At 29.8% G+C, this 25,740-nt stretch carries 18 protein-coding genes; 3 read left to right on the top strand and 15 right to left on the bottom strand.

Annotated elements, in window-relative coordinates; genetic code table 11:
- Positions 1-85: 85 nt before the first annotated feature.
- From wecB to G324_RS0105035, 11 genes are all read right to left on the bottom strand, one after another.
- Positions 86-1,216, bottom strand: a complete 1,131-nt coding sequence (gene wecB / locus G324_RS0105085) for a non-hydrolyzing UDP-N-acetylglucosamine 2-epimerase (RefSeq protein WP_162146926.1) — start codon at positions 1,214-1,216, stop codon at positions 86-88.
- Between the two features lie 13 nt (positions 1,217-1,229).
- Positions 1,230-2,426 (bottom strand): glycosyltransferase, encoded by a 1,197-nt coding sequence (locus G324_RS0105080; RefSeq protein WP_025725310.1) that lies wholly within the window; start codon positions 2,424-2,426, stop codon positions 1,230-1,232.
- A 1-nt stretch (position 2,427) separates the two neighbouring features.
- Positions 2,428-3,537, bottom strand: coding sequence for a capsular polysaccharide biosynthesis protein CapF (locus G324_RS0105075; RefSeq protein ID WP_025725309.1), 1,110 nt, complete (start codon positions 3,535-3,537; stop codon positions 2,428-2,430).
- A gap of 7 nt (positions 3,538-3,544) precedes the next feature.
- Positions 3,545-4,558, bottom strand: a complete 1,014-nt coding sequence (locus G324_RS0105070; RefSeq protein WP_025725308.1) for a polysaccharide biosynthesis protein — start codon at positions 4,556-4,558, stop codon at positions 3,545-3,547.
- 1 nt (position 4,559) lies between these two features.
- Positions 4,560-5,759, bottom strand: a complete 1,200-nt coding sequence (locus G324_RS0105065; protein ID WP_035357483.1) for a glycosyltransferase family 4 protein — start codon at positions 5,757-5,759, stop codon at positions 4,560-4,562.
- Between the two features lie 13 nt (positions 5,760-5,772).
- Positions 5,773-6,447, bottom strand: coding sequence for an HAD family hydrolase (locus tag G324_RS0105060; RefSeq protein ID WP_025725306.1), 675 nt, complete (start codon positions 6,445-6,447; stop codon positions 5,773-5,775).
- A complete protein-coding gene (locus tag G324_RS0105055; protein WP_162146925.1) occupies positions 6,444-7,418 on the bottom strand; it encodes an ATP-grasp domain-containing protein in 975 nt (324 codons plus the stop codon). Before G324_RS0105055 ends, G324_RS0105060 begins: the two co-directional genes overlap by 4 nt.
- A 1-nt stretch (position 7,419) precedes the next feature.
- On the bottom strand, positions 7,420-8,040 hold the full coding sequence (locus G324_RS0105050; RefSeq protein WP_025725304.1) for a sugar transferase: 621 nt from the start codon (positions 8,038-8,040) through the stop codon (positions 7,420-7,422).
- A complete protein-coding gene (locus tag G324_RS0105045; protein ID WP_162146924.1) occupies positions 8,037-9,149 on the bottom strand; it encodes a DegT/DnrJ/EryC1/StrS family aminotransferase in 1,113 nt (370 codons plus the stop codon). The genes G324_RS0105050 and G324_RS0105045 overlap by 4 nt, the downstream gene beginning before the upstream one ends.
- 17 nt (positions 9,150-9,166) lie before the next feature.
- Complete coding sequence (locus G324_RS0105040) at positions 9,167-9,787, bottom strand: winged helix-turn-helix transcriptional regulator (RefSeq protein ID WP_025725302.1); 621 nt, start codon at positions 9,785-9,787, stop codon at positions 9,167-9,169.
- A gap of 594 nt (positions 9,788-10,381) precedes the next feature.
- Positions 10,382-11,341 (bottom strand): aldose epimerase family protein, encoded by a 960-nt coding sequence (locus tag G324_RS0105035; protein WP_025725301.1) that lies wholly within the window; start codon positions 11,339-11,341, stop codon positions 10,382-10,384.
- Positions 11,342-11,435: 94 nt separating this feature from the next.
- On the opposite strand from G324_RS0105035, the gene G324_RS0105030 reads away from it, so the two are divergent.
- From G324_RS0105030 to G324_RS0105020, 3 genes are read left to right on the top strand one after another with little or no spacing between them, the layout of a single operon-like run.
- Positions 11,436-12,410 (top strand): substrate-binding domain-containing protein, encoded by a 975-nt coding sequence (locus tag G324_RS0105030; RefSeq protein WP_162146923.1) that lies wholly within the window; start codon positions 11,436-11,438, stop codon positions 12,408-12,410.
- Positions 12,410-13,879, top strand: coding sequence for a UDP-glucose--hexose-1-phosphate uridylyltransferase (locus G324_RS0105025; RefSeq protein WP_162146922.1), 1,470 nt, complete (start codon positions 12,410-12,412; stop codon positions 13,877-13,879). The genes G324_RS0105030 and G324_RS0105025 overlap by 1 nt, the downstream gene beginning before the upstream one ends.
- Positions 13,876-15,024, top strand: a complete 1,149-nt coding sequence (locus tag G324_RS0105020) for a galactokinase (RefSeq protein WP_025725298.1) — start codon at positions 13,876-13,878, stop codon at positions 15,022-15,024. The genes G324_RS0105025 and G324_RS0105020 overlap by 4 nt, the downstream gene beginning before the upstream one ends.
- A gap of 58 nt (positions 15,025-15,082) precedes the next feature.
- Here G324_RS0105020 and G324_RS0105015 read toward each other — a convergent pair whose 3' ends face one another.
- The 4 genes from G324_RS0105015 to G324_RS08040 form a co-directional block, all read right to left on the bottom strand.
- Positions 15,083-17,815 carry an Ig-like domain-containing protein gene (locus tag G324_RS0105015; protein WP_025725297.1) on the bottom strand — a complete coding sequence of 911 codons (2,733 nt, stop codon included), beginning with the start codon at positions 17,813-17,815 and terminating at the stop codon, positions 15,083-15,085.
- A 72-nt stretch (positions 17,816-17,887) separates the two neighbouring features.
- The gene (locus G324_RS0105010; RefSeq protein ID WP_025725296.1) at positions 17,888-18,844 is read right to left on the bottom strand and encodes a hypothetical protein; all 957 of its coding nucleotides are present in this window, start codon (positions 18,842-18,844) and stop codon (positions 17,888-17,890) included.
- Positions 18,845-18,846: 2 nt separating this feature from the next.
- Positions 18,847-24,420 (bottom strand): glycosyl hydrolase 115 family protein, encoded by a 5,574-nt coding sequence (locus tag G324_RS0105005; RefSeq protein WP_025725295.1) that lies wholly within the window; start codon positions 24,418-24,420, stop codon positions 18,847-18,849.
- Between the two features lie 16 nt (positions 24,421-24,436).
- Positions 24,437-25,740, bottom strand: a 1,304-nt coding sequence (locus tag G324_RS08040) for a hypothetical protein (protein ID WP_035357480.1), incomplete at its 5' end; no start/stop codon positions are given.

The raw sequence follows: 25,740 nt of genomic DNA, 5'->3' as shown, positions 1-25,740 counted from the left end.
CAACTAGTTATGAATCCTTTCATTTTTTACTATATTTTATTTTGATTATGAATTAATATAAGCATAAGATATTTAGGTAATGCTTTCACACCGACACACTATACCATACATTTTGATTAATATAATCAGTATAACCTAGAATAATTCTCATTACTTTCTCTGATACATTTGGCATAGAATAGTCGTCAACATATCGAATGGTATCATTAAATTGATTTTCAAGTACTACTAAACCTTGCATAATTCTATCTTTATTTAGTCCTACCATCATTACCGCACCTTCTTCCATAGCTTCAGGTCTTTCATGTGCTTCTCTAATATTTAGTGCTCTAAACTTTAGTATTGAAGATTCTTCACTAATTGTTCCACTGTCACTTAAAACTGCTTTTGACTCAATTTGAAGTTTATTATAATCAATAAATCCTAATGGTTTTAGTGCTTGTACTAAAGGATGGAATGTAACACCTTTTGATTCAATCATTTTTCTTGTTCTAGGATGCGTTGAAATAATAACAGGCAGTTTATAAGTTTCTGCTATAGTGTTTAAGGTATCAACTAATTTTTCAAAATTACTAGAATTGATATTTTCTTCTCTATGCGCAGAAACTAAAAAGTATTTACCCTTTTCAAGATTTAATCTAGACAATACATCAGAACTGTTAATTTCATCTATCTTACTCATTAACACTTCAAACATAGGACTACCAGTTTTAATGATTCTATCTGCAGGTATTCCTTCTTTAAGTAAGTATTCTCTAGCAATTGAACTATAAGGTAAATTAATGTCTGCAATATGGTCTACTATTTTTCTGTTAGTTTCTTCAGGTACTCTTTGATCAAAACATCTATTACCAGCTTCCATATGGAATATTGGTATCTTACGACGTTTTGCAGCAATAGCTGTTAGGCAACTATTAGTATCTCCTAATACTAAAAATGCATCCGGTTTAACTTCTTCTAAAATAGGATCCATTTTAATTAAAATGTTACCTATTGTTTCAATTGCAGTACCAGTTGCAGCATTTAAAAAGAAATCAGGTTTTTTAAGATTGAAATCCTTAAAAAACACTTCGTTAAGTTCATAGTCATAGTTTTGACCCGTATGAACTAGTACATGTTCTACAGCTTCTGATTCATTTAATTTTTTAATGACAGCTGATAGTCTAATGATTTCAGGTCTAGTGCCTACAACAGTCATAACTTTTAATTTTTTCATATTAATTTTCCTCTTACTCGTATAACCTTATGTAGTCGGCAAATCTATCATCTTTAGAATATAGTTTTTGTGCCCTCATGATCGAATTTTTCTGTACTATTTCATAATCCATATTTTCAATAATTCTTATAGATTCTAGAATTGACTCAGCATTCTTTTCCTTTGTTATTACACCACAACTTTGATCAATAATTTCGGGACTGCCTCCAGTATTGAAAGTTATCACAGGAGTACCGCATGATATAGACTCAATATTTGTTGTCGGAAAATTATCTTCAAATGTGGGATTAATATATATAAATGCTTTATTATAGAGACTGACAAGTTCTTGAATATTATTCGTTTTTCGGAGTGCAATAATATTATCAGGTATTTTTTTTATTTGTTTTTTAGATAAACCTATCAACAAAATTTGATACTTTTCAGAAATTAATTTGTTCAATTCTAAAAATACTTCAAGTCCTTTCCGCTTACTCCAGGGAGATGCTACACCTAATAGAATCCTTCTATTTTTTGATTTATTTAAATCATCATCATTATTATTATAATTATAACTTGATAGGTTGATTCCATTATTAATCACTTTGATTTCATACTTATTAAAAAACGATTTTGAAGCAAGTTCTTTTAGCCAATTAGATGGAGTAACAATTGTCATGCTATCCACACTACTAAAATATTTTTTTTTAATTTTACCATTGCGGATTCTTCTGTCAAGAAAAATACTCTTTGGATAATTTGACTTACCAATACAATCATGAATGCCATCACGCCAGCTAGTTATTGGCGGGTAATCAAAATATGCAGAATGTCCAGTAAAAGGCCAGGCATCATGAAATGTCCAAATGACTTTTCCCTTAAATTTAGATAAAAATTTGAATAGTATTATTATGTTTAGGTAATAACCATGAACATTGTGTAAATGAATAACATCAAACTTTTCTTTTTTTATTTTTCTAATAAAGTTGAATGTTGAAATTTTAGATCCTAATCCATGACTATCAAATATTCTTGATTTAATCAAGTGTAATGCAGTACTTATTGAATTACCTATCTTAATTGTTTTCTTAACATCTATATTTTTAGCATCACCACGGCCAAATGCAACTATACTCTCATGTCCCTGTTCAATAAGTTTATGGTGCAAATCTGTTACTATACGTCCTGTGCTACCTGTTCCGCATACAGAATTTATTTGTAAGACCTTCATGTTAAACCTCCACAAAAATGGTATCAGGATTATTTGGGTCAAACTTTTCGTTTGCCCACATCACTGTCACCATATCACTAGTTCCTAAATTTTCAATATTGTGTGTATATCCAGGAGGGATATCCACAACCTCTAATTTATCACCGCTTACAAAATATTCTATAACTTCAGTAGTGTTTATATCTCTAAATCTAATCACACCTTGGCCACTTACTACTAAAAATTTCTCATTTTTAGTATGATGCCAATGGTTTCCCTTGGTTATTCCAGGTTTAGATATATTAATAGATACTTGTCCTCTATCTATAGTCTTAATAAATTCAGTAAAGGATCCTCTGTGATCCTTATTCATTTTAAGTTCATAACTAAACTGATCTTTAGGTAAGTAACTTAAGTAATTAGAATAGAGTTTCTTAGTAAATCCATCCATCATATTTGGTATAGATTTGTTGATTCTTGATTCTTTAAATTCATAAAGAAGTTCTGCAATTTTACCAAGTTTAACTTCATAAACTGGTAAAACTTTGCAGTATTTACCTTCTATTGTAGGTTTATTTTCTAAGCAACTTATGAGTTCTTTAACCACATCATCAATATAAATTAAATTCATTAAGTGTTCTGGGTTATTTACAGTGATCGGAAGATTATTAGCAATATTATGAGAAAATGTTGCTACTGCACTATTATAGTTTGGTCTACACCATTTACCAAATACATTTGGAAATCTGTAAACGAAAACAGATGCACCAGTCTCTTTACCATATTGAAATAATAACTCTTCGCCTGCTTTTTTGCTTTTCCCATATGGATTATCTAAATCTGCTTGAATAGATGAAGATATCATGATTGGTGCTTTATTATTATATTTCTTCAATTTATCTAGTAAAGTTGAAGTAAAACCAAAATTACCTAATTCAAATTCTTTTTCATCTTTTGGTCTATTGACACCAGCAAGATGAAAAATGAAATCAGCAGATTGACAATATAGGTCAAGTTCTGATTCAGTTGAATCTATATCGTATAGATAGATGTTCTCATATTTTTGGTTTTTTAGTTCAACTATTAAGTTTTTACCGATGAAGCCTTTAGCCCCAGTTACTAATATGTTCATTTTTATCCTACTTAAATAAATCTAATTTTAATAGTAATTTTTTCATACCTTCAACATCAAGTCTAGCAGTATTATGTGAATGATATGAATCAGCTAGTTCTAGTGCTTTTGAACCTTTTTCTGTGAACTTGTCGTAATTGAGATTTCTGTTGTCTGCTGGTATCTTGTAGAAGCCTTCAAGGTCTATTGCTTTTTGCATCTCTTCTTTAGTGACTAATACCTCATAGAGTTTTTCTCCATGTCGTGTACCAATGTAAACTGGTTCTAAATTACTTTGCTTTAAATCTAATACTGCTTTTGCTAGTACATCAATAGTAGCTGCAGGTGCCTTTTGAACAAATAAATCTCCTTGTTCACCATGTTTGAATGCGTAAAGCACTAGATCAACAGCATCTTCTAAAGTCATCATAAATCTAGTCATTTCAGGGTTTGTAATGGTAATCGGTCTATTATGTTCAATTTGATCTAAAAACAAAGGAATTACTGAACCACGTGATGCCATAACATTACCATATCTTGTAAGACATAATACAGTATCGTTTTCTCTTAATTGACGTGATCTTGCTACAACATTTTTTTCCATCATAGCTTTACTCATACCCATTGCGTTAATTGGATATGCTGCTTTATCTGTTGATAAGAAAATAGCTTTTTTTACACCATTTTTAACTGCAGCAGTAATAACATTATCACTGCCTACAACGTTAGTTTTTACTGCCTCCATCGGATAAAACTCACAGGAAGGAACTTGTTTAAGTGCTGCTGCGTGAAATACGTAATCAACACCAATAAAAGCACCTTCAATAGAGTTGTAGTCTCTTACATCTCCAATATAAAATTTAAGTTTATCATTATTGTAAAATTTTCTCATGTCTTCTTGCTTTTTTTCATCACGAGATAAAATTCTAATTTCTTTTATATCACTACTTAAAAATCTTGAAACTACTGCGTTACCAAAAGATCCAGTTCCACCAGTCACTAACAAAATATTCCCCTTAAAACTCTTACTAAAACCACTCATTTTACACCTCAATTTTTTCTATAATTAACTTAGCCGAGCTATTAACGCTATAATGATTTTCTAAAAAAACACGTCCTATTTTGCCAAGCTGATTATTTGAATTTTCTTCTTGAATTTTATTAATTAACTTAAAGAAATCATCGGTTTTATTACTTTCACACCAATACCCAAATCCACCATTTTTGATTGTTTTACCAACATCCGTATTAAGATCTGTAGCTGCAATTACTGGTTTAGAATACTCAAGATAAGATAATAACCTAGATGGGAAATTTGGAATCGTAAATCTAGAATCCAAAAATATTAATCCCGCATCACAAGCAGAAAGCAAAAGATCAAATTTATCTTTTGACAACTTATCAATAAAAACTGTATTCTGCAAATTATTATCAACAATAAATTGTTTGATTCTATTACTTTGTGTACCAGAACCGACAATGATAATAAAGTTATTGTATTTCTCATTTTCTAAAATAACCTTGAGAATATATTCTATTCCTTGTGGTTCTCCTAGATTACCACCATAAATCATCTTAAATTTATCTTTTGCTATACCATAAGTATCCAAAACTTCTTGTTTTTGATGAGAACTCATCTCAGGGATATGCTTGATTTCTATACTGTTTGGATTGATTTCTATTTTCTGTTTATCAATATTGTTGTTATTTAATATATACTTTACATTTGCCTCTGACATACATCCGATATTGTCTGATAGATTATATACATTCTTTTCTTTTAATCTAAAGTACTTATGTATAAGTCCTTTTTTACTGAACATTCCCAAATCTACTGCATTTTGAGGAAATATGTCTTTTAGCAGTAGGTAAGTCTTTGCATGGTAGTAGTTCTTTATATACTTTATAGACTTATTTAATGTAATTGGTGGTGTACTGTAAAGGACCAAATTAATAATCTTATCTTTCAAATTTTTCTTTATATAACTAAGTAACTTAGTATTTAATCTTAATAGATTTATTGCCTTTTTAATCTTTGAATTTTGAAACGTTGAACTAACTTTTATATTATGAACTTCTAGGCTTTCAGAGTACTTTGTAACCTTATTGTCATTGTCAGTTAAGCTCAACACAATAACATTAGCATTTTTAGATAGTTCAAAGTAAAGATCACTGTATAATGATTTATTTACATTGAAATCTATATTTAATATTGTTAAGACTAATATTGTTTTATCAAACATCGTCTTCATATCCTTATCTAATTAATTTTAACACTTCATTTAAATCATTAATTGATTGTCCTAAATATTTATTTTGCTCTAACTTCTGATAATGACTATTTTCATTAATATACAGTGTATATTTCATTCCAAGTTTAATGGGTGCAATAAAGTCTTTATTTATATTATCACCAATATAAACCATCTCGTTATACTCCACATTAAAGTATTCTTTAATAATAGTATACGGTTTCTCACTAGGTTTCCAAAATTCTCTGTTAGGACCTAGTTCATCAGTAATAACTATTTTATCAATGTATTTTTCCAGTTCTAAACTTATAACTTTATTGCGTTGCGTTGTCTTAAATCCGTCAGTAATTAAACCTAATTTGATACCTTTATTTCTTAAATCCACTAATAACTCTTTCACATCACTACTTAGTTCAATATTTGGTTTATGATTTCTATATTTTAATATTAAATCACTTATTAATTCTTCATTATAAGTAATACTATTATCATCTAATATCCTATTGAATATTAGATTGGGGTACTCTTCATATAATTGTACTAATTCTTTATATATGTTGTTAGATGTTTTATTTATTATTCTTGAAAGTTCATCTGAAATTTCAACAAATGCACTAAATGCAAATGATCTTTCATCAATCAAAGTATCATCTAAATCAAATATAACTACTTTAATCATAATATGATTTCGCCTTTTTTTACCATAATGCTTGAATCATATCGTAAGAAATATACATCATCCTCATAAACTTCATTATATGACAGTTGTTCACCCATTAAGAGTCTATACAGATTTTCACAGGAGTCTGCACCAGCAGCTATGCTCATTGGTGCACCTCCACCAAATCTAGGATTAATTTCGATAAATTTTATATCTTTGTCAATTTTTAATTGTACCGTTATATGTCCTATGAACTTAAATTTATCCATCATATTTTTAATTGTGTCTATTATAATTCTATGTTTTACAATCAATCCCTTAGATATTTCACCGGAACGAGTTGCAAGCCTTAGTCTTGGAACTATAGTAATTGGATTAGAGTTAAAATCTAAAAAGACATCAATAGTGTACTCGTCTCCTCCAACATATTCTTGTAACATGTAATCTGGTATAAATTTTCTATATAGTTCAAGTTCCTTATCATTGTTCACTTTAAACGCATTGATACTTGAACTACCTGATTTTGGTTTAATAAAGCAGGGAAATGTAACTTTATTTTGCTTGATATCCTGATCACCGTATAAGTAAGGTACTAAGAACCCATTATTGGATAAATCATCTGAGGTCTTAATCTTGTCTCTACACATTTGAATTAACTTAAGATCAGATATCATAACTTTAGCATTTGTTTCAGATTCTATTCTTTGTTTATTTTCAGCTAGAATTAATAACTCTGTGTCTATTGTGGGTACTACAAGTTTTACATTTTCTTCGTTACACAATGAAATCAAGTTGTCTATGTAGTTTATGTCACTTATTGCAGGAATTAACTTATGTTTATCAGCAAAATAGAGCGCAGGAGCTAAACCTGACATATCTGCTGCTATTATAGAACTATTAATATTTAATTTTTTTGCAGCTTTTTTAAATGCTTGAATAAGTTCTACTCTTCTTCCAGCACTTAAAATCAATATATTATAGTTATTCATCTTAATTTCCCTCAAAAAATTCCATAGTTGCAGAAGTGTTTGAATTAATATCTTTTCTTCTAATCACCTTAAACACGGTTAATATTATGATCTTAATATCACCAATAAAGGTTATCTTTTCAACATATTTGACATCATATTTAAATTTCTCATCCCAAGAAATAGCATTTCTACCATTTACCTGTGCAAGTCCTGTTAAACCAGGTCTAACTAAATGTCTTTTCTTTTGTTCTTCATTATAAAGCGGTAAATATTGTACTAATAAAGGTCTTGGTCCTACTATACTCATATGTCCTTTAAGTATATTGAATAAGCCAGGTAACTCATCTAAGGATGTTGATCTTAAGAACTTTCCAAACTTAGTTAGGCGTACTTCATCAGGTAGTAGATTACCATCTTTGTCTTTTTCTGATGTCATCGTTCTAAACTTATAAAGTTTAAATATTTTTTCGTTCTTACCTGGACGATTTTGTGTAAATAATACTGGGCCTCCCAGTTTTATTCTTACCAAAATTGCTACTATTATGATTACTGGTAATAGTACAATAATAGCAATCAAGCTTAATATAAAATCCATGGGTCTTTTTATGATAAGTTCATAAAAAGTTCTTCTTCGTTTCATTTAAATAAACTCCTAATAACATCAATTACGCGTTGTTGCTGATCTTTTGTCATTTTAGTATCACTTGGTAAACATAACCCTGTATTAAATAGTTTTTCAGAAACAGCTGCTCCAATATAATCAAACTTTTCATAAAAAGGTTGTAAGTGCATTGGCTTCCATAGTGGTCTTGCTTCTATATTTTCATTTTCTAAGGCTACTATGACATCTAAGGGTGTAATAGTACCCTTAATGGTCATACTAGATAACCAGCAGTTAGAAAATCCAAAATCGTTTAATGGCATCATTTCAATTTCTTTGATATCTTTAAAGGCTTCTTTATACATAAAGTAAATCTCACGTTTTTTTAAGACTCTTTCATTAAGCACTTTAAGTTGTCCTCTACCAATACCGGCTACTACATTACTCATACGGTAGTTAAATCCTATATCACTATGTTGATAGTGTCTAGCCTTATCTCTAGCTTGAGTAGCCCAGAATCTTGCCTTTTGGACTCTTTCTTCGTAGTTTGATACTAGCATGCCGCCACCAGAAGTTGTAATGATTTTATTACCATTGAAGCTAAAGATACCATAATCACCAAAAGTACCAGTATATTTGCCCTTATAAGTGGTTCCTAATGATTCAGCAGCATCTTCAATAAGTGTTACATTATACTTTTTACAGATACTTACGATCTCATCCATTTTTGCAGGTAGCCCGTATAAGTGAACTACAATAACTGCCTTCGCATTAGGATACTTAATTAAAGCCTCTTCTAAGTGTATTGGACTCATGTTCCATGAATCCAAATCACTGTCTATAAAGACTGGTATTGCACGTTCATACATAATAGGGTTTGCAGATGCTGAAAAGGTCAGTGACTGACATAATACGATGTCACCATCTTTAACACCCGCTGCCTTTAGTGCAAGGTGTATTGCAGAAGTACCAGAAACAAGCGCTGCTGCATGGTTTATGCCTACTAAAGTAGCTAGTTCTTTTTCAAAATTATCAACGTTAGGACCAAGTGGTGCAATCCAGTTTGTTTTAAATGCCTCATTTACAAATTCTTGTTCATAACCTTCTTTACTCATATGAGGTGAAGCTAGTAATATTTTTTCTTTCATGTTTTTCATCCTTTTGATTAGATATCAAAGTATTTTAATATTTTATCTTTATCATAACCCGTATTAACAAGGTTCATATATATTATTTCATTATTTGCGTAACTCGATATTAATATCGCATCATGTTTATAATTCATAGCCTCTTTAAATGAAATAATTTGTTTATTAACTAAATATTTTTGCTGTTTTTTATGATTATCATCAATGACTGCTATTACATTAATTGGTGAGTTTTTAGAAGTAATTGTATGAAGTAATATCTCAGCCACTTCTCCTGCACCATATAGTAAAATATCTTTATAACCTTTTTTTGATAGGTTATAAAGAAATGCGTCAATGTTTTCTTTTGCTGAATCATATATTGTTTGTGCATTATCTAGATATCCTATATTCAAAAACTTTCTTCGCTCAATACCTTTTTTTGTAATATGATACCTTACTGTTTTAGTTGAGATATGCTCTTTTTGTAACAAACCTTCTTTTTCATACATATCAATGTATGTATTAACCATAGAAACAGCAATGTTAATTGCTGTTGAGATTTCTCTTTGAGTAATATTAGGATCTTTTTCTATTAAGTTTAAAATCATGTACTCTTTATAGATTATAGTTGGTTTAAAAAAATCTTTTTTTACCAAAATAAATACCTATCCCTTATTGTTCGTTTAATGAATAATCATATTTTATACTATTTATTATAATTTTACAAGTAAAACATATATCAGATTCATTCATTAACCTATAAATTATAACATCAGTTATGACGTTATACATGACAAATTTGTCCCATATGCCTTAGTTAGATTATTTTACTATTTTTTTGGCGTACTTAAGTAGTCAGTAATAAACCTCATTTTTTCTTTTAATATATAATTTTATATTTGATTTTCTGAATCATCCATCATACCTTTGATGTATATATGATATACATATATGAATTTAATATCAATATGACACATGAAGCTTTTAAGTTGTTACGAATAAAGGGTGTTGAAATAGTAACGGAATCTGACCAAATATAGTGGGACACAATAAAAAATGAATGCGTAATTATACAACCTTATAAATATATAGAGTATAAAATATCAAATGTATCTTAATAATTATAAAAAGAAAAGAAGGTTCCAATATGCTTTTTGAAGTGGCTTATTGGGACCTCCTTATTTAGGGGCTTATCTTAATTAAAATCACTTATATATTTTTATATATTATTACATTGATGACAGTACTTACTAATCTTCAAAAACTTTATAAATGATTTGATGGTGATATTTCTCATTACTTTTAAGGATGGGTTGGTTAAAATGAGGTATATTTATGGCATTTGGTTCATATTGGGGTTCAAATGCAATACCTGCATGTTTTTTAAATATCCTGTTGTTTAATAGTTTTTGACTAAGATTATGATTCATTGAATACACTTGTACACCGGGATAAGTTGTTTTAATTATTAAATTTCTATTTTTATATTTTAAGTGTACTTTTTTATCCTTACCAAATATATAGGCATGGTCAAGCCCATTTGTTATATTTAAAACTTCTTTGCTAGATAAAACTTCTTTTAATTTCTTAAAATTTCTAAGGTCAAAACTTGTATTTTCAACATGAATGTAATTTCCTGTTGGTACTAAATATTGATCAATCACAAGTACTTTATTTGAACTAATTAACACTTCATGATTCAATATTGTATCCTCAGTAGATAAGTTAAAATGTGCATGATTAGTAATACTCATAATTGTATCCAAACTGGTTGTTGCATCATATGTGATGATCATTTCAATATCTTTTATTTCATACGTTACAAATAGTGTTACTGTTCCAGGATAACCTTCTTCTAAATGTTTAGAAACATATTTTAATTTAACTTTATGATTTGTTTTTTCAATTATTTCAAACTCACGTAAATAAAAGCCTGTGGGTCCACCATGACCATGATGACCACCATCAAAATTTCTTGCTAATTGGTATGTTTTATTATTTAAGGTGAATTTTCCATCTTTTATTCTATTTGCAACTCTGCCAATTGTTTGATTTAAAAATCCCTTACCAGTAATTTGATAGTTTGATAAATCTTCATTAGAAATAAGGATATTTATTTTCTCTTTAAAGCAAATCCATTCATGGATTGTTGCACCAGTTGTTAAAATTGTTAGTTCTTGAAAATCGTTTTTTAATTTAATTATTTCCATATCATTTTACTCCTTTATTTAATTTTATCATATTTTACTAAACTTTTACTAAAATTAGTATTATGTTATATAATATGATTAAGGAGTGATTTTTATGTCAACACTAAAACAAGTAGCTAAAGTATCAGGTGTTAGCGTTTCAACAGTATCAAGAATTATCAATCAAGATCCCACACTTTCAGTTTCAAGTGAAACTAGACGTTCAGTAATAGAAGCTGCAGCTAAATTAGATTATAAAGGTACAAGTAAACGTAAACATAATTCATTAAAAATAGCCATGTTACACTGGTTTACAAGAACCCAGGAATTAGAAGATACATATTATTTAACCATTAGATTAGGTATTGAAAAAGCTGCACATGATTTAGGTATTACTTTGGTTAAAGTTTTTTATGATGATATCAAAAAAGATATTATGCCACTTGATGGAGCAATAGCTATAGGTAAGTTCGATGATGAAGAAATTAAACTCTTTAAAACTTATTATAAATATATTGTTTTTGTCGATTCTTCTCCTGATCCAAATGTATTTGATAGTGTTGTGATTGATTTTGAGAATGCTTATGCTTCAGCAATCAATTATTTAGAAAAACTAAATTTATTTGATGTAGGCTATATTGGTGGTAGAGAATACACACATGCGATGAATAAATTAGTAGGTGAACGTCGCGAACAATATTTTAAGAATCACTACAAAGATCACAGTAAAATTCATATTGGCAAATTTAGTATTGAATCTGGATACGAACTTATGAAATCAGCAATACAATCTAAGAATTTAGCAAAAGCTTATTTAGTTGCTTCTGATGCAATGGCCATTGGTGTTTTAAATGCTTTATATGAAAGTGGTATAAAAGTGCCTGATGATATTTCAATTATTGGTTTCAACGATATTACTCAAAGTGCTTATACAATTCCCCCTCTAACAACAATCAAAGTTTATCAAGAACACATGGGGAAAACCGCTTTAAATCTACTCTTAGAACGAATAAACGGTAGACATATCACTCAAAAAGTAGTTATACCAACAAAATTAATTATTAGAAAATCAACAAAGGAGCCTAACTGATGAAAGCAAACGTTGAAAGTTTAATCCAATATGAAATTAAAAAAGGTGTTATTTCAAAAAGAGATTATACATATGTAAAAAACCAACTTTATTATTTACTTAATTTAGATTTAAGTATGGATAAAATTGATTATATAAAAATTGATCATCCTTCAGAAGCACTTAAACCAATTTTAGACCAATTAGTATCAGATAATGTAATTGAAGACTTTAAAACGAATAGAGATTTGTTTGATGCAAAAATTATGAACATTTTTGCATCACTTCCATCCGTTGTAGAAAATAAGTTTCATTTAATTAAAAAAACATCTAGTAAAGATGCAACTAACTTTTTATATAACTATGCAAAATCATTAAATTATATTCGCTTTGATCGTATATTAAAAAATATATCTTTTGACTATAAGACCAAAAATATACAACTTCAAATCACAATCAATTTATCTAAGCCTGAAAAAGATCCAAAAGAAATTATAGCTCAAGCAAAAGCAATTCAATCAAACTACCCACCTTGTGTTTTATGTAAAGAAAACGAAGGTTTTTCCGGTAACATGAATAGAGATTCTAGAGACCAACATAGACTTTTAGAACTTAATATAGAAAATAAAAAATGGTATTTTCAATACTCACCTTATATTTACTACAATGAACATGCTATTGTATTAAGTGAAAAACATGAACCCATGCGTATTTCTAAGGATACATTTATAAATCTTTTATCACTAGTTGATCAATTTGATTCATATTTTTTTGGATCAAATGCTGATTTACCCATTGTTGGTGGATCTATATTAAGTCATGAACATTATCAAGGTGGGCGTCATAAATTTCCAATTGAGGATGCAAAAAGCATATATGAATTAAAATATGGTGATGTAAATGTTAATCTTCTTAATTGGCCATTATCAACAATTAGATTAAAATCAACAAATAAAGCAAATATGATTCATTTATCTACCAAAATACTGGAATCATGGAAAACATATTCTAATCCTGAATTAAATATTTACTCAAATACTCTTCATACACCTCATAATACAATTACACCTATAGCTAGATTTAAAAACGGTTTATATGAACTTGATTTGGTATTACGAAATAACCGTACAACTGATATGTATCCAAATGGTATATTTCATCCCCATGAAGATAAACATCATATAAAAAAGGAAAATATTGGTTTAATTGAAGCAATTGGTCTTGCTATACTTCCAGCAAGATTAGTTGAAGAAATTTATGATTTAAGAAATTATTACTTTAATCACATACCTCTACCTGAAAAATCTATGGTTCATAAAACTTGGTTCGATTCTCTTTTGAAAAAATATGAATTTACTCAAAATAATTTTGATGAAATCATAAAGTTTGAAATCGGTAAAGTATTTGAAAATGTTTTAATTGATTGTGGTGTATTTAAAAAAAAAGATTATGATGCATTTATAAAATTCATTAATGGAGTAAAATTATGAAACAACAACTTATAACTAATTTTTATCAATTATTTAATCGAACGGATGGTTTAACCTATTTTTCACCAGCACGTGTGAATTTAATTGGTGAACATATCGACTACAACGGTGGTTATGTTTTTCCATGTGCATTATCTATTGGTACTTACGGTATAATTGGCAAAAGAAATGATAATATCATAAATGTTTCATCCCATTCATTTGGAAAAATGTATCAATTTAGTTTAGATAATCTTGAACGTGATCCTTTAGTAAGTTGGGCAGATTATATTAAAGGTGTCATAGTTGCACTCCATAAAAGAGGTTATAAAATTACTCATGGTTTTGATTTGTATATTCATGGTAATATGCCTTATGGTGCTGGATTATCCTCCTCTGCAAGTCTAGAAAGTTTAATTGTTGTCATGTTAGATGATATGTTTAATCTAAATATTTCCTTAGAAGATAAAGCTTTAATCGGTCAAGATGCCGAGAATAACTTTGTTGGTGTAAATTCTGGTATCATGGATCAATTTGCAGTTCTTGCTGGTAAAAAAAATCATGCCATTATGTTAAATACGAACACTTTAGAATATAAGTATGTACCTTTAGAATTAAATGACTATAGATTACTTATTGTAAATACCAATAAAAAACGTGGTTTGGCAGATTCAAAATATAACGAAAGATATAAAGAAACTAGAAAAGCATTAAGTATCTTAAAACCTATTTATTTAATTTCTAATCTTTGTGAGTTGAAACCAAGTATATTACCACAAATCAAAGATTTATTAGACGATGTAATTTTTAAAAGAGTACGACATGTTGTTACTGAACAAGACCGAACAATTAAAGCTTCAAATGCACTTATAAACCACAATTTAGAAATGTTTGGAGAGTTGATGATTCAATCTCATGAATCTTTAAAAAATGATTATGATGTTACAGGTATTGAACTTGATACTCTACAATCACTTCTTATGAAACATGGTGCCCTTGGTGCTCGTATGACTGGTGCAGGTTTTGGTGGTAGTTGTGTTGCGATTGTTAATAAAGACCTAGTAAAAGATTTAACTTTAAAGGTATTAGAATCATACAAAGAAATTATTGGTTATGAACCATCATTTATTGAAACATCAGTAAGTGATGGTACACATAAGTTTTAATACATAAAAAAAGAAGGTATTTAATTCTATAAATGAATTGAATACCTTCTTTTACTATTTAATTTTCTACTGAGTAAACTTTAATTTGATCAATGTAACCAGTTGAATTTGCTTTATCAGAACCCGTTCTAAGGACTCTAGTTACAGTTGATTCATTTCTGAAACCAAAAGTACCAATAAATTCAAATTCACCATTATTGAAATCTCCACCTTTAAAGTAAAGATGATTTATTTTATTTGTATAATCTGTAATCACACGCATCGTATATGTTTGATTTTTATTAATATAAATATAACTACCATTATAACTAATTGCATCACTTCCAGCTGTATTATTCATTCTATTAACTCTTAAATGAGCAACATGATCTGATTGATCATTTCTACCACCTACTGCAAATGAATAAGCAATAGAACCTCCAATATCAGTTGCATTGTTATTAGCAGAATACATGTAAAGTAGATTCATGAAACTTGCATTACCACTACCATCATATTTAAATGTAATCTCAGTACCCACCACACCTTGTAATGTATGATCAAATAAGTAATCTACAAATGCACTGCCACCTGTAGCGCCAACATGATATACTAATTGATCGCCTACTACATTTACACTACCAGAATTTGTTACTTTTGGAGGTAAATATTTTACTTCCGTTTCATAATTATCTTGAAGTAGTATTGTTTCTATTTGAGAAGATGAATCAATTATTGTAATATTAAACACTATTAGATCAGAGTCGAACTCATTTTCAGCAAACACTTCAAATACATATTGACCCACAGTATCAAAAATAAATGTATTTGGATTTAATGGATCAACAGTAAATCCTGTGTCACTGTTTGTATTTATTGTAACACTTGGTGCTGGTGTTCCAGTAACGTCATATGTTAGCTCTAAACTATTTGTACTTGCTAAATCGATAACATAGTTTGTTTTTGATGCTGTGATGTTTACTCTATTTTCAGGTAACACATCATCTAAATAATTCAACCATGCATTTTTCATTTTAATTTCACCTTGAGCAGATAAGTGTAATTTGTCACCTGATAAATAAGTTGAATAGTTTGATTGGTTAATTCCAATAGCGGTTCTTAAATCAAAGACTTCAACATTATATGATTGTGCAATTTCATAAACTGCATTGTTATATGTTTCATGATCTTGAACAAAATCTGTGTCTGCACGATAAATAATTGTCGACCAAATGATGCGTGCATTTGGATGTTTTATTCTAAAATAGTTCATAATATAAGCCATTGCACCAAATGTCGTATTTTTGTTGCCGTCTCCAATTTCGCCTTTAATAACGTTATTTGTTCTCCAATTAGCTACATCATTTGTACCTCTTTGAATAATAATTAAGTCTAGATCATCATAAGCTTCATATGTACCTACATCAATATGATTAACAGTACTTCTACCTGTTAGATTCACCTCAGGGGTAATCTTAGATCCACCAACATTATCTTTATAAAAATGGGTATATCCAGATTCATAGATAAATGATTGAATCGTATCATTTATCGCATCATCATAAAAATCAAATAAACTATCTCCTATGGTTAAAACAGACTTTCCTTGTCTATTTTCCATGTTTGACATCATCTGATTGATTTTTGTAGAATCATCTGAAACATAATAGTCACTAAAGACTGCTGCTGCGCCATATGATATGATCCCTACGGCTTCATTTAAACCAAAGTTAGGTATTTCACGTTTAAATATATATGTATTGTTGATGAATACATACATCATGTTACCCAATCTTACAACATTCAGTGTTGTACCATGAACTAAATCAATTAATGGTGATACAGCTACAGGGGCATTTGAATTTCCACCCGGCTCGAGCCAATCCCATTGACCCGTAGTTGTACGGTAACCTGCATATATTTCTATTCCTGTTTTAAAATCAATTGAAACAGCTGCAATGCCACTTTCATTTTGACCAACAATAATACCAGCTTTTGGAATATTTGCAGTTGTTTTGTTTTTTGATTTGATTTTAGCACTTACTATATAGTTTGAACGATTAAAGTCTTCAAAATATATTCTTTGTTCATTTAATTCACTTGATTCTATATATGGATTTTCTTCTGATAAATGTGTCAGATCAAATCCTGAAGTATGGCTATAACCATATAAGGAGTTACCTAATGTACTTGTTGTAATTGGTGCGATTTGTTCTTTTACAATGACATTTAATGTTGTTTTGACATTATTTATACTAGAAATAGTTACAGATGCCGTACCAGTTTGTTTAGCTTGAACTAATCCTGAATTAGATACAACAATAATGCTTTCATCACTTGATACATAATTTAGTGTTTTATTTGTTGCATTTGAGGGAATAATTGTAGCATTTATTTGAAAGTTTTCATCTTTTTCTAGTTCTAATGTGCTCATACTTATAATAATATTAGATACTAATATTTCATCAACTTCTTCAAGTTTAACGGTAACTGTAATGGTTGCTTTTAAATCATTTATTGTATTTACTGTTACAGTACCACTACCAGGAGTTAATGCTTTAACTAATCCATCTGGTGTGACTGTAAAATGTGTAGAATCAGATGCATAAGTTAATGTTTTATTTGTTGCATCACTTGGTAAGATAATTGGATCTAATAAATATTCATCACCCACATCTAAAGTGATTGAAGATTCATTAAATGACACACTCGTTGGATCTATAGTTTGCTTATGTTCTTGACAAGCACTAAGTATGAGTAAACTTATAAAAACGAGTATGAGTATGTATTTTTTTATTTGGTTTATTTTCATTTTTTTATCCTTGCTCCTTTAAAATAATTATATATCATCCAAGGAGGTTAACCCTTGGATGATATTTTTTAATTATCTATTAAGCATTGTTTTTACAGCTAAACTATATGCATCATTTTCATCATTTGGATCATCTTGATAAGCGTAGTAGTTCGTGTATTTTACAGATTGTCCCATAGTATATGTACCTGCGACTGTTTCTTGGTCTAAATCCGGGAAGTCTTGTTGAATAATTAAACTACCATCCAAGAAGAAATAAAACATTGTATCTTCTCTAATAACAGTTAATTTATATGTCATATGACTACCGGTTGATGTTCTAAAATTAATATCTCTTAATCTATAGATTGTACCTGGCCAATCCCATGTACCACCATGTGTAGCTGTATGATTTACAACAATAACATCATCATTATCAAAGTTTGCTCTTGCATCGAATGCAAATAATATTTTTCTATCATTTAGTTGGGCTGCTAATAAGCCAGCTTTGGGATAAGGTTCTTGACCGTTTACACTTAAGATATCAATATCAGCCGAAATAATATATCTTGTGCTATAAATATCTTTAAAATATGTATATAAGTCTGCTGTTCTGTTTTGAAATTCATGAACTAATTCTTTCGAATTACCTTTATCTTTGCTATAGTCGATACCTCTTGTAGGTCTTTCCATTAATGGTGAATGTCCAAAAACATCACCAAATAAGTCTTCATATTTTATGGTTACAAGATTGGATTCAACATCATTATTTACAGCTTTAAATGTGTAGGTACCAACTACTGCGGTTTTAAAGTACACATTTGATTTTTGTGATTGATATAGTTCAAATTCAGAATCATTAACTTTTAAGTACCAATCAACATCTATATTATGATTAGATCCGATGAATACTTCTTCATAAATGTAGGTTTGATTTACATTGGATTCGATTTTCCATGCTGCTTTTATTTCTTCATTAGGTTTATTATTACAAGCAGATAGGAGCAATATAACATTTAATATTAAAATAAATTTAAATAGTTTTTTCATGATTAAACCTCCGCTTGTTCTATGTTATAAACCTTTATGTAGTCATACATAACATCTTGGTTTTGTCTACTTGTACCAAACATTAAACGAGTTAAGTTAGTTCTAATATCCGGTGCTCTAAAGCCTATTGTTTCATAGACTAAGTTATCATTCATATATATATCATAAGTTGCTGCATCAATATTTAATACAACTTTTATAACCGCATCAGTGCCAATAGTATATAGATTTGAACTGACATTACCTGTACGTTTCCAACCACTACCATCATGGTATTGAAGGTATGTTTGACCACCACTTCTTTCAAATGCAACTGCAATTGCATACTTAGTTGTATCTTTATCATTCATTAAATAAATTAGATTCGTAAATTGACTTGCTGAAACAGTTAAATCTTTGATTTTGACTTCAATATGTACAGTACCACTTAGTTTTTCATTAAATGATAAGTAATTTGTTATAGTTCCTGGTGCTCCAGTTTGATAACTTAAGTATCCATTTGTTCCATCTTTTTGAATTGAAACTTGATGTTCACCTGTACCTGTTTTTTCAAAGCCATAAGGATAGCCACTTGTTAGGTAATGATCAAAGTTGTCATATAAATAGTATATATAATTCTTATCTAAAACTTTTTCAGTCATAATTCTTGAATCTAATAGTAATTCCAGTTCTTGAGTAATTTGTTGATTTAGTAGTAAAACATCCTTATAGTAAACAGTTGCTTCACCACTTAATTGGTCTGCATTTGTTAAGTGTGTTTGTAGTTCATTATAAATTTCTTGATCAAATGTACCAACTGTTGTACCGATAGGTAATGTATGAAGTATTTCATTTGTTTGACCAATTAAGAGTAATAGTCTTTGTTTTGATTGTTCAGTCGTTACACCTGGAACATTAAATGTGACGTTTGGTATGGTTCTAGTTTCATTTGTTGATAGTTGTGTAACTCTAAATTCTAGTATGATACTTTCATTTGTGAAGTTTGGATAAATATTACCGTCTAGATCTATTACATTTGTGTTAGAACTACTCATGATTTCAAGTTTATAATCATTTGGTATGAGAGGTAATTGAATTTGACTTTGGTATTTCGTTGGATTATCAAATGATATGAGTTGTAATAGTTCGTCAATATCATTGATCACTCTATCTGCTGTTAGATAGGCTCTGATGTATTGAACATCTAATTTAGAATCCACCGAATTTTGCACACCGAATTGATATTTGTTTAATGAAACAGTATCATTTCTGTATGCAAATAATGTTTCTACTAAGTTCCCGTTAACTTCAATATTAAATGTGTTTGTTAAAACATTTGTTGTAACTTTTAAATCAACCCATTCACCATATTCAAATCGACCAATAACGACCTTGTTTTGACCATTATATGCAACTATATCTCTTGAAGGACCATTAGAATTTTCAAATGCAATAGATATTGCTATTTGGTCATTTTCATTTAATACATAAAGCATATTGCCCCATCTTGCATCATTGTAACGTACGCGAGTTTCAATTACCAGTTCACTTGTTGCAAGTTTAGTAAAGTCATATGATAATAATGCTGATTGTGTTCTTGCTCTATTTTCATGGAAAGTACGTACACTTAAGTATTTTGTATCTTCTGTTTCATATATTCTATATCCACTATCACCAATTAATAGATCTTTATGGATGCCAAATGGTACTAAACCTGGAGTCATTTGAGTAAAATCTTCATATAGTATATAGTTTTGTGTATCATCTGTTAAGTTTTTGTTTAAAACCATTGTTTGATGTGTTTCAATAACTAGATTTACATGATTTGATACTTCTGTTGGATTTAATTTTGTTGTTTGACTATATAGTGTATATAGATTATCTAGCGATTGTCTAAATGCTTCAACATCTGATTTTAAATAGCTTCCTAGAGCATTTGTACTTGCTATTGTATATAAGCCACCAAATTGATCGATTACAGTTTTTAATTGATTTCTTAATGTGATTTCATCTACTGTATCAACCATATTAGATGTATCAAATGTTTGCATTCTAAGTGATGTTTGAACACCATTTTCTGGATTTTCACTTGTTTTTGTTAGATAAATTTTATCGATACTTAATCCATCAGCCATTGCATAAATTTGAACTGTTTGAACGCCTGTTTGACTTACAGACATTGTACCAACTTGTTTCCAAATATATGCTTCTTCAGTTTGATAGCTATATAAGCCACCATTGACTTCAAAAATTTGAATACCATTCATACCAAATCCAAATGAATTGGCTGAGTAATGTGGTGCATCTACACGTACCCATACACGGTATTGACCTGTATTATTGAATGCTACTTTGTAGTTCAAGGTTGGTGCAATTGTATGTAATCCTGTATAGTTATAGTTTAATTCCTTAGTTCGCATTGCCATGCCACCTTGGAATGAACTTAATAACCATCCACCATTTAATGGATTTGATGTATATGCACTATCAGATTGTTCATGAGCATATTCAGCTTCAATTAATACTTTATTGTTTTGTTCAACAATATATCCACTACCCCATTGTTCAATTAAACTAAAATCAGTTTCAGGTAAGTACTTTGTTTCATAATATGGTTTATAGTAACTTGATTTAACATCTTGATTATAATATGTATTGTAAGACTCATCTGGACCTAAGTTTGAATGGTCAAATCCTTTTGTGTATATCACATACTTATCAAATACTAAGTATGGATCAATACTATAAATTTTTATTGTATTTAAACCTATTTTAGATATAGTTACAGGTAATTTATGTCTAAATATTTGATTGAATATACCATATTGCCAATCTAGGTTACCAACTTCTGCATCTAGTTGTCCTTCTAATATAGTTGGTTCTTCATCATTTACTTGAACAGCAAATCTTAAGCGTCCATTCGCATTTAAAGTAGGTAATCTAAATACTTCCATATCAAATGTACCCGTATGATTAAAATAAACATCATATGATAAATAAGCACCATTTTCAATATACTCTAGCTCGGATGTTCCTACTAGATTTGGTGATACTGTACGCATCATATCTCCACTTATACGACCTAAATCTTTAAGTGTTTCCCAGGTTTGTACATGGTTGTTTTTTAAATCTGAGTAGTGTTCTGCTTCAATGGATACATAACCATCTTGTTCAACATATGTTTTTTCATTAAGTGTGAGTTTTTGATTGGTTACTTGAATATGAATATCTTTTGAGTGATTGCCATATTCAATCGTAATTTTTCCGGTTTCAGATTCATTTGCTAATCCTGCATAATCAATTTCAACCCAAATTCTTTCATTATCATAGGTATGTCCTGAGTTTTTAGACACTTTGATCCAAGGTTTTGATGTTGTGATTGTATAGTTAATGCCACTTGCACCTTTACTAAATATATCTATGAATTTTCTACCTTGAGCGTAGTTTCCAAATGTTAGTAAAGATGTATCTTGTTCTGTTTTTTCACCTTCTACAATGACACCACCTAAATCAGGATATGTCTCAACAGCAAATCCACCTTCAGCAATACCAGCAGCAACTGGTGGAATATAATAGTTTGGTTCTAAAATACCGTCCCATTTACCTCCTGATACAACATTGTTAAAATAACTATTTTCATACATTTGAAGATCATAATAATCTAAAGTTTGACGATAACTATTGTATGCGGTAATTGGTTTACCTGCAATAACAGCGGAATTTGCATTTGTTGCATAATAAAACTGTGCATTATAATTGTAGGCACTTCTTACTTGATAAAGAATGAGCAAGTAGAATGCATTTTTCTTATGATCAGGTAGTCTTTCATAAACAGATTCTGCCCGATCAAGTAAATCTTTATATTTACTCATTAATTTTTCATATTCATCCGAATAGTTGGTGTTTGTATATAAATCAACAGCCATCATTTCAAGTTTTCTTACATGTGTATATAAACCGTAATCTCTTAAAATACCTTCAATTTCAGCTGCATAAGCTTCACCAAATTCATTTTTACCTAAGTCATATGCATATTGATAAGCATTCTCACCATCATATTTAGGTGCATCATATGCATATTGAATAAAGTATGCCATAGATGTCTGACCTGGTACAATATCGCCTACGTTTAATATCCAATTTTTTGTAGTATTATAGGCGATTGCTTTACTTAATTCTTGTCTGAAAAATGCATGAGGCATAGAATTTAACCACATGTATGATTCATTATCTGGTCCCCAATATGAGTTATGGTAGTATAAACCATTACCACCAGGTCTTTTACGTTCTTCTGCGTTAGGTAATTGTCTAATATATCCATGGTTATCATTTACCCAAATGATTGTTACATCATCAGGTAGTTTTAAACCTTGATTATATATTTCTTGAACTTCTTTATATGGCGTAAAGACCATAAAAACATCTTCTAATGTTGGATTATCTAATACCTCACGTAAAATTTGACGTTGATCTTCGATAATGTTTTCCATTAATAAAACCCTGTCACCATACCATGGTGCTTGGTTAATGTTTTCAGCTGGAAGTGGTTCATCATGAACTGCACGCATACCTAAAGTATATTGCACTTCATAATCCTTATTCCACTCAACAGCTGTTCTCCAATATTTTCTTATAATTTCTGGGTTAACTGTATAATCATATTTAATTTCTTTTGTATAATTATGTTCAATTTTATATTGAGCAACAAATGAATTCCATTCGTTGTTATTGTTTCTAAGCATCATATCAACGTGTGATGTCCCTACAACAATACCATAGTAATCTGCAAGTTGTGCATTTTCTGGATGATCGTTAAACGCATCAGATGCGCCATGCATAGCAGGCCATATGTAGTTTGCATTTAATCTTAATAACATTTCAAAAATGTAATGATACATGTTGGGCCCCATGGATTTTCCTTCATCAAATTGTTGACTCCATGCAGCTAACTCTTCTTCATCATTAATAAATATCCCACGATATTGTACAGTAGGCTCATCTTTAAATACGTAGTAATCCCCTGGTAGTTCTAAATTAGTAATTGGTGTTGGTTCATTATCTGCAAAGAACTTAAATGGTGATACGCCTAGTAATTCAGATACTTTATAGGTGCCAAAAATTGCACCTCTTTTATCAGATCCATAAATTACAAGCGCACGTTTAATACGTCCATCATTAAATGGATCTTTTACCACTTCTATGACATAGGATTCCCATTTATCTTCTAATTTTGATGTATCGATTTTACCTTCTTGAGCTAAAGATTTAATCATATTGCTTTTTTCAATAGTTCCAATGATGATGACGTTTTCTTTTCCTAGTAAATCGCCTTTTTGGTCTGTAATAATTGAATTGTGTCCTGTGGTATCAAATATGTCATTTTTTAAGTCATGAGCAACTCGGACAACGCCGGGGAAATCTCCTGAAAGATTTCCCGCTTCAGCTTTGCCCTCTACATAAATTGGAGCACTCCCAAATTCATTAATTAATAAATACTTATCATTGTTTTCAATAATATGCTCACTACAACCCCATAAAATCAAGACTGTTGCAATTAATGTAACTCCTAATACTATTGATTTTAGTGTTTTTTTCATTTAAATATTCCTTTTTTTATTCGGTTTCGTAAAGCGCAATATAATCATAATATATACTGCTATTTACCTTGTCTGATCCATTTCTAAATCTAATCATATCATTTGACGATGCTGGTGTTCTAAATCCATATGTACCTATTTTTATGTTGTCAACATATAAATCATAGTTTTTACTATCCACATCAACAACCATTTTTACTGTGTACCATGTATTGATATCATAATTAAATCCTGTTGATTTCCAAGAACCATCATGATATCTAATGAGTCCTGAATCAAATGCGAGTGGTGCAACAATTGTTGTGCCACTTGTATAGAAAAACAATACGTTAGAAAATGAAGTTGATCCAACCATTATTCTTGCTTCTGCAATGACAATACCTGAAAGTGGTGCGTTAAATGGCATTTCTATAAATGCTTGGCCGGTTGTTGCGCTTGTAGATAATAGAAGCGCGCCATCTTCTGCGCCTATAGCTGAACCAGTAATACTCACCTGACCAGATCCAGTTGTTGTTACAGTATAGTTTGATAAATCACCTGTTGTTAGAAATTCATCATGAATAATTGTATTTGTAAATGCTGATTTTATAACTGTAACTGTAACAGTTGCAGTATCAGATCCATTTGTGTTTTCGTATGTTAAAGTTATTTCATAAACACCAGTTTTACTAAATGAAAGTAATGTGTTATTTATTTGGTATCCATCTAAACTGTTTACAGTAATCATCAGATTACTTGCTGGACTTGTAATGTTTGTTGTAAAGTCTAGTTGATAATCATGTGACACACCTGATAAATCAACTGTTGCTTCTACTTCATTAGCAGTAATTACTGGCATCGTATCACCTAATAACACATGAACTTCAAATGTTTTTATCGATGTGCCATATACATTTTCAATATTTGCAGTAAATAAATACGTACCTTCATCTGTAAATGTAATGATATTATTTTCAAATGTCCAACCTGTTTGTATATTTGCAGTTAAACTCAAATTAATTGGTAACCCTTGTCCCACTTCAAGTGGTAATGTATTATCTAAATTTAATGTAATTGTATTTGTTGGTGCGACAAATAATTCTGGTGACACTTGGTATACTTTGAAATAATCAAATACTATTTTTTGATTGATTCTTGAATCTATACCTTGGGATGCATATCTTGTTACATTTGCTTCAGCAGCACCTTTAGTTCTTAGTGAATAGTTACCATAGTTAACATCATTTACATATATATCAAATGTACCTGACATCACTGTAGTTATAACTTTTAGTGTGAAGAATTCATCTTGTGGAACTGCTATTTCTGAGTTTATCCAGG

Source organism: Acholeplasma granularum ATCC 19168, from assembly GCF_000526235.1.
In the GTDB taxonomy this organism is placed as follows: domain Bacteria; phylum Bacillota_I; class Bacilli_A; order Acholeplasmatales; family Acholeplasmataceae; genus Acholeplasma; species Acholeplasma granularum.
This window is presented reverse-complemented; position numbering and strand designations above follow the sequence as displayed.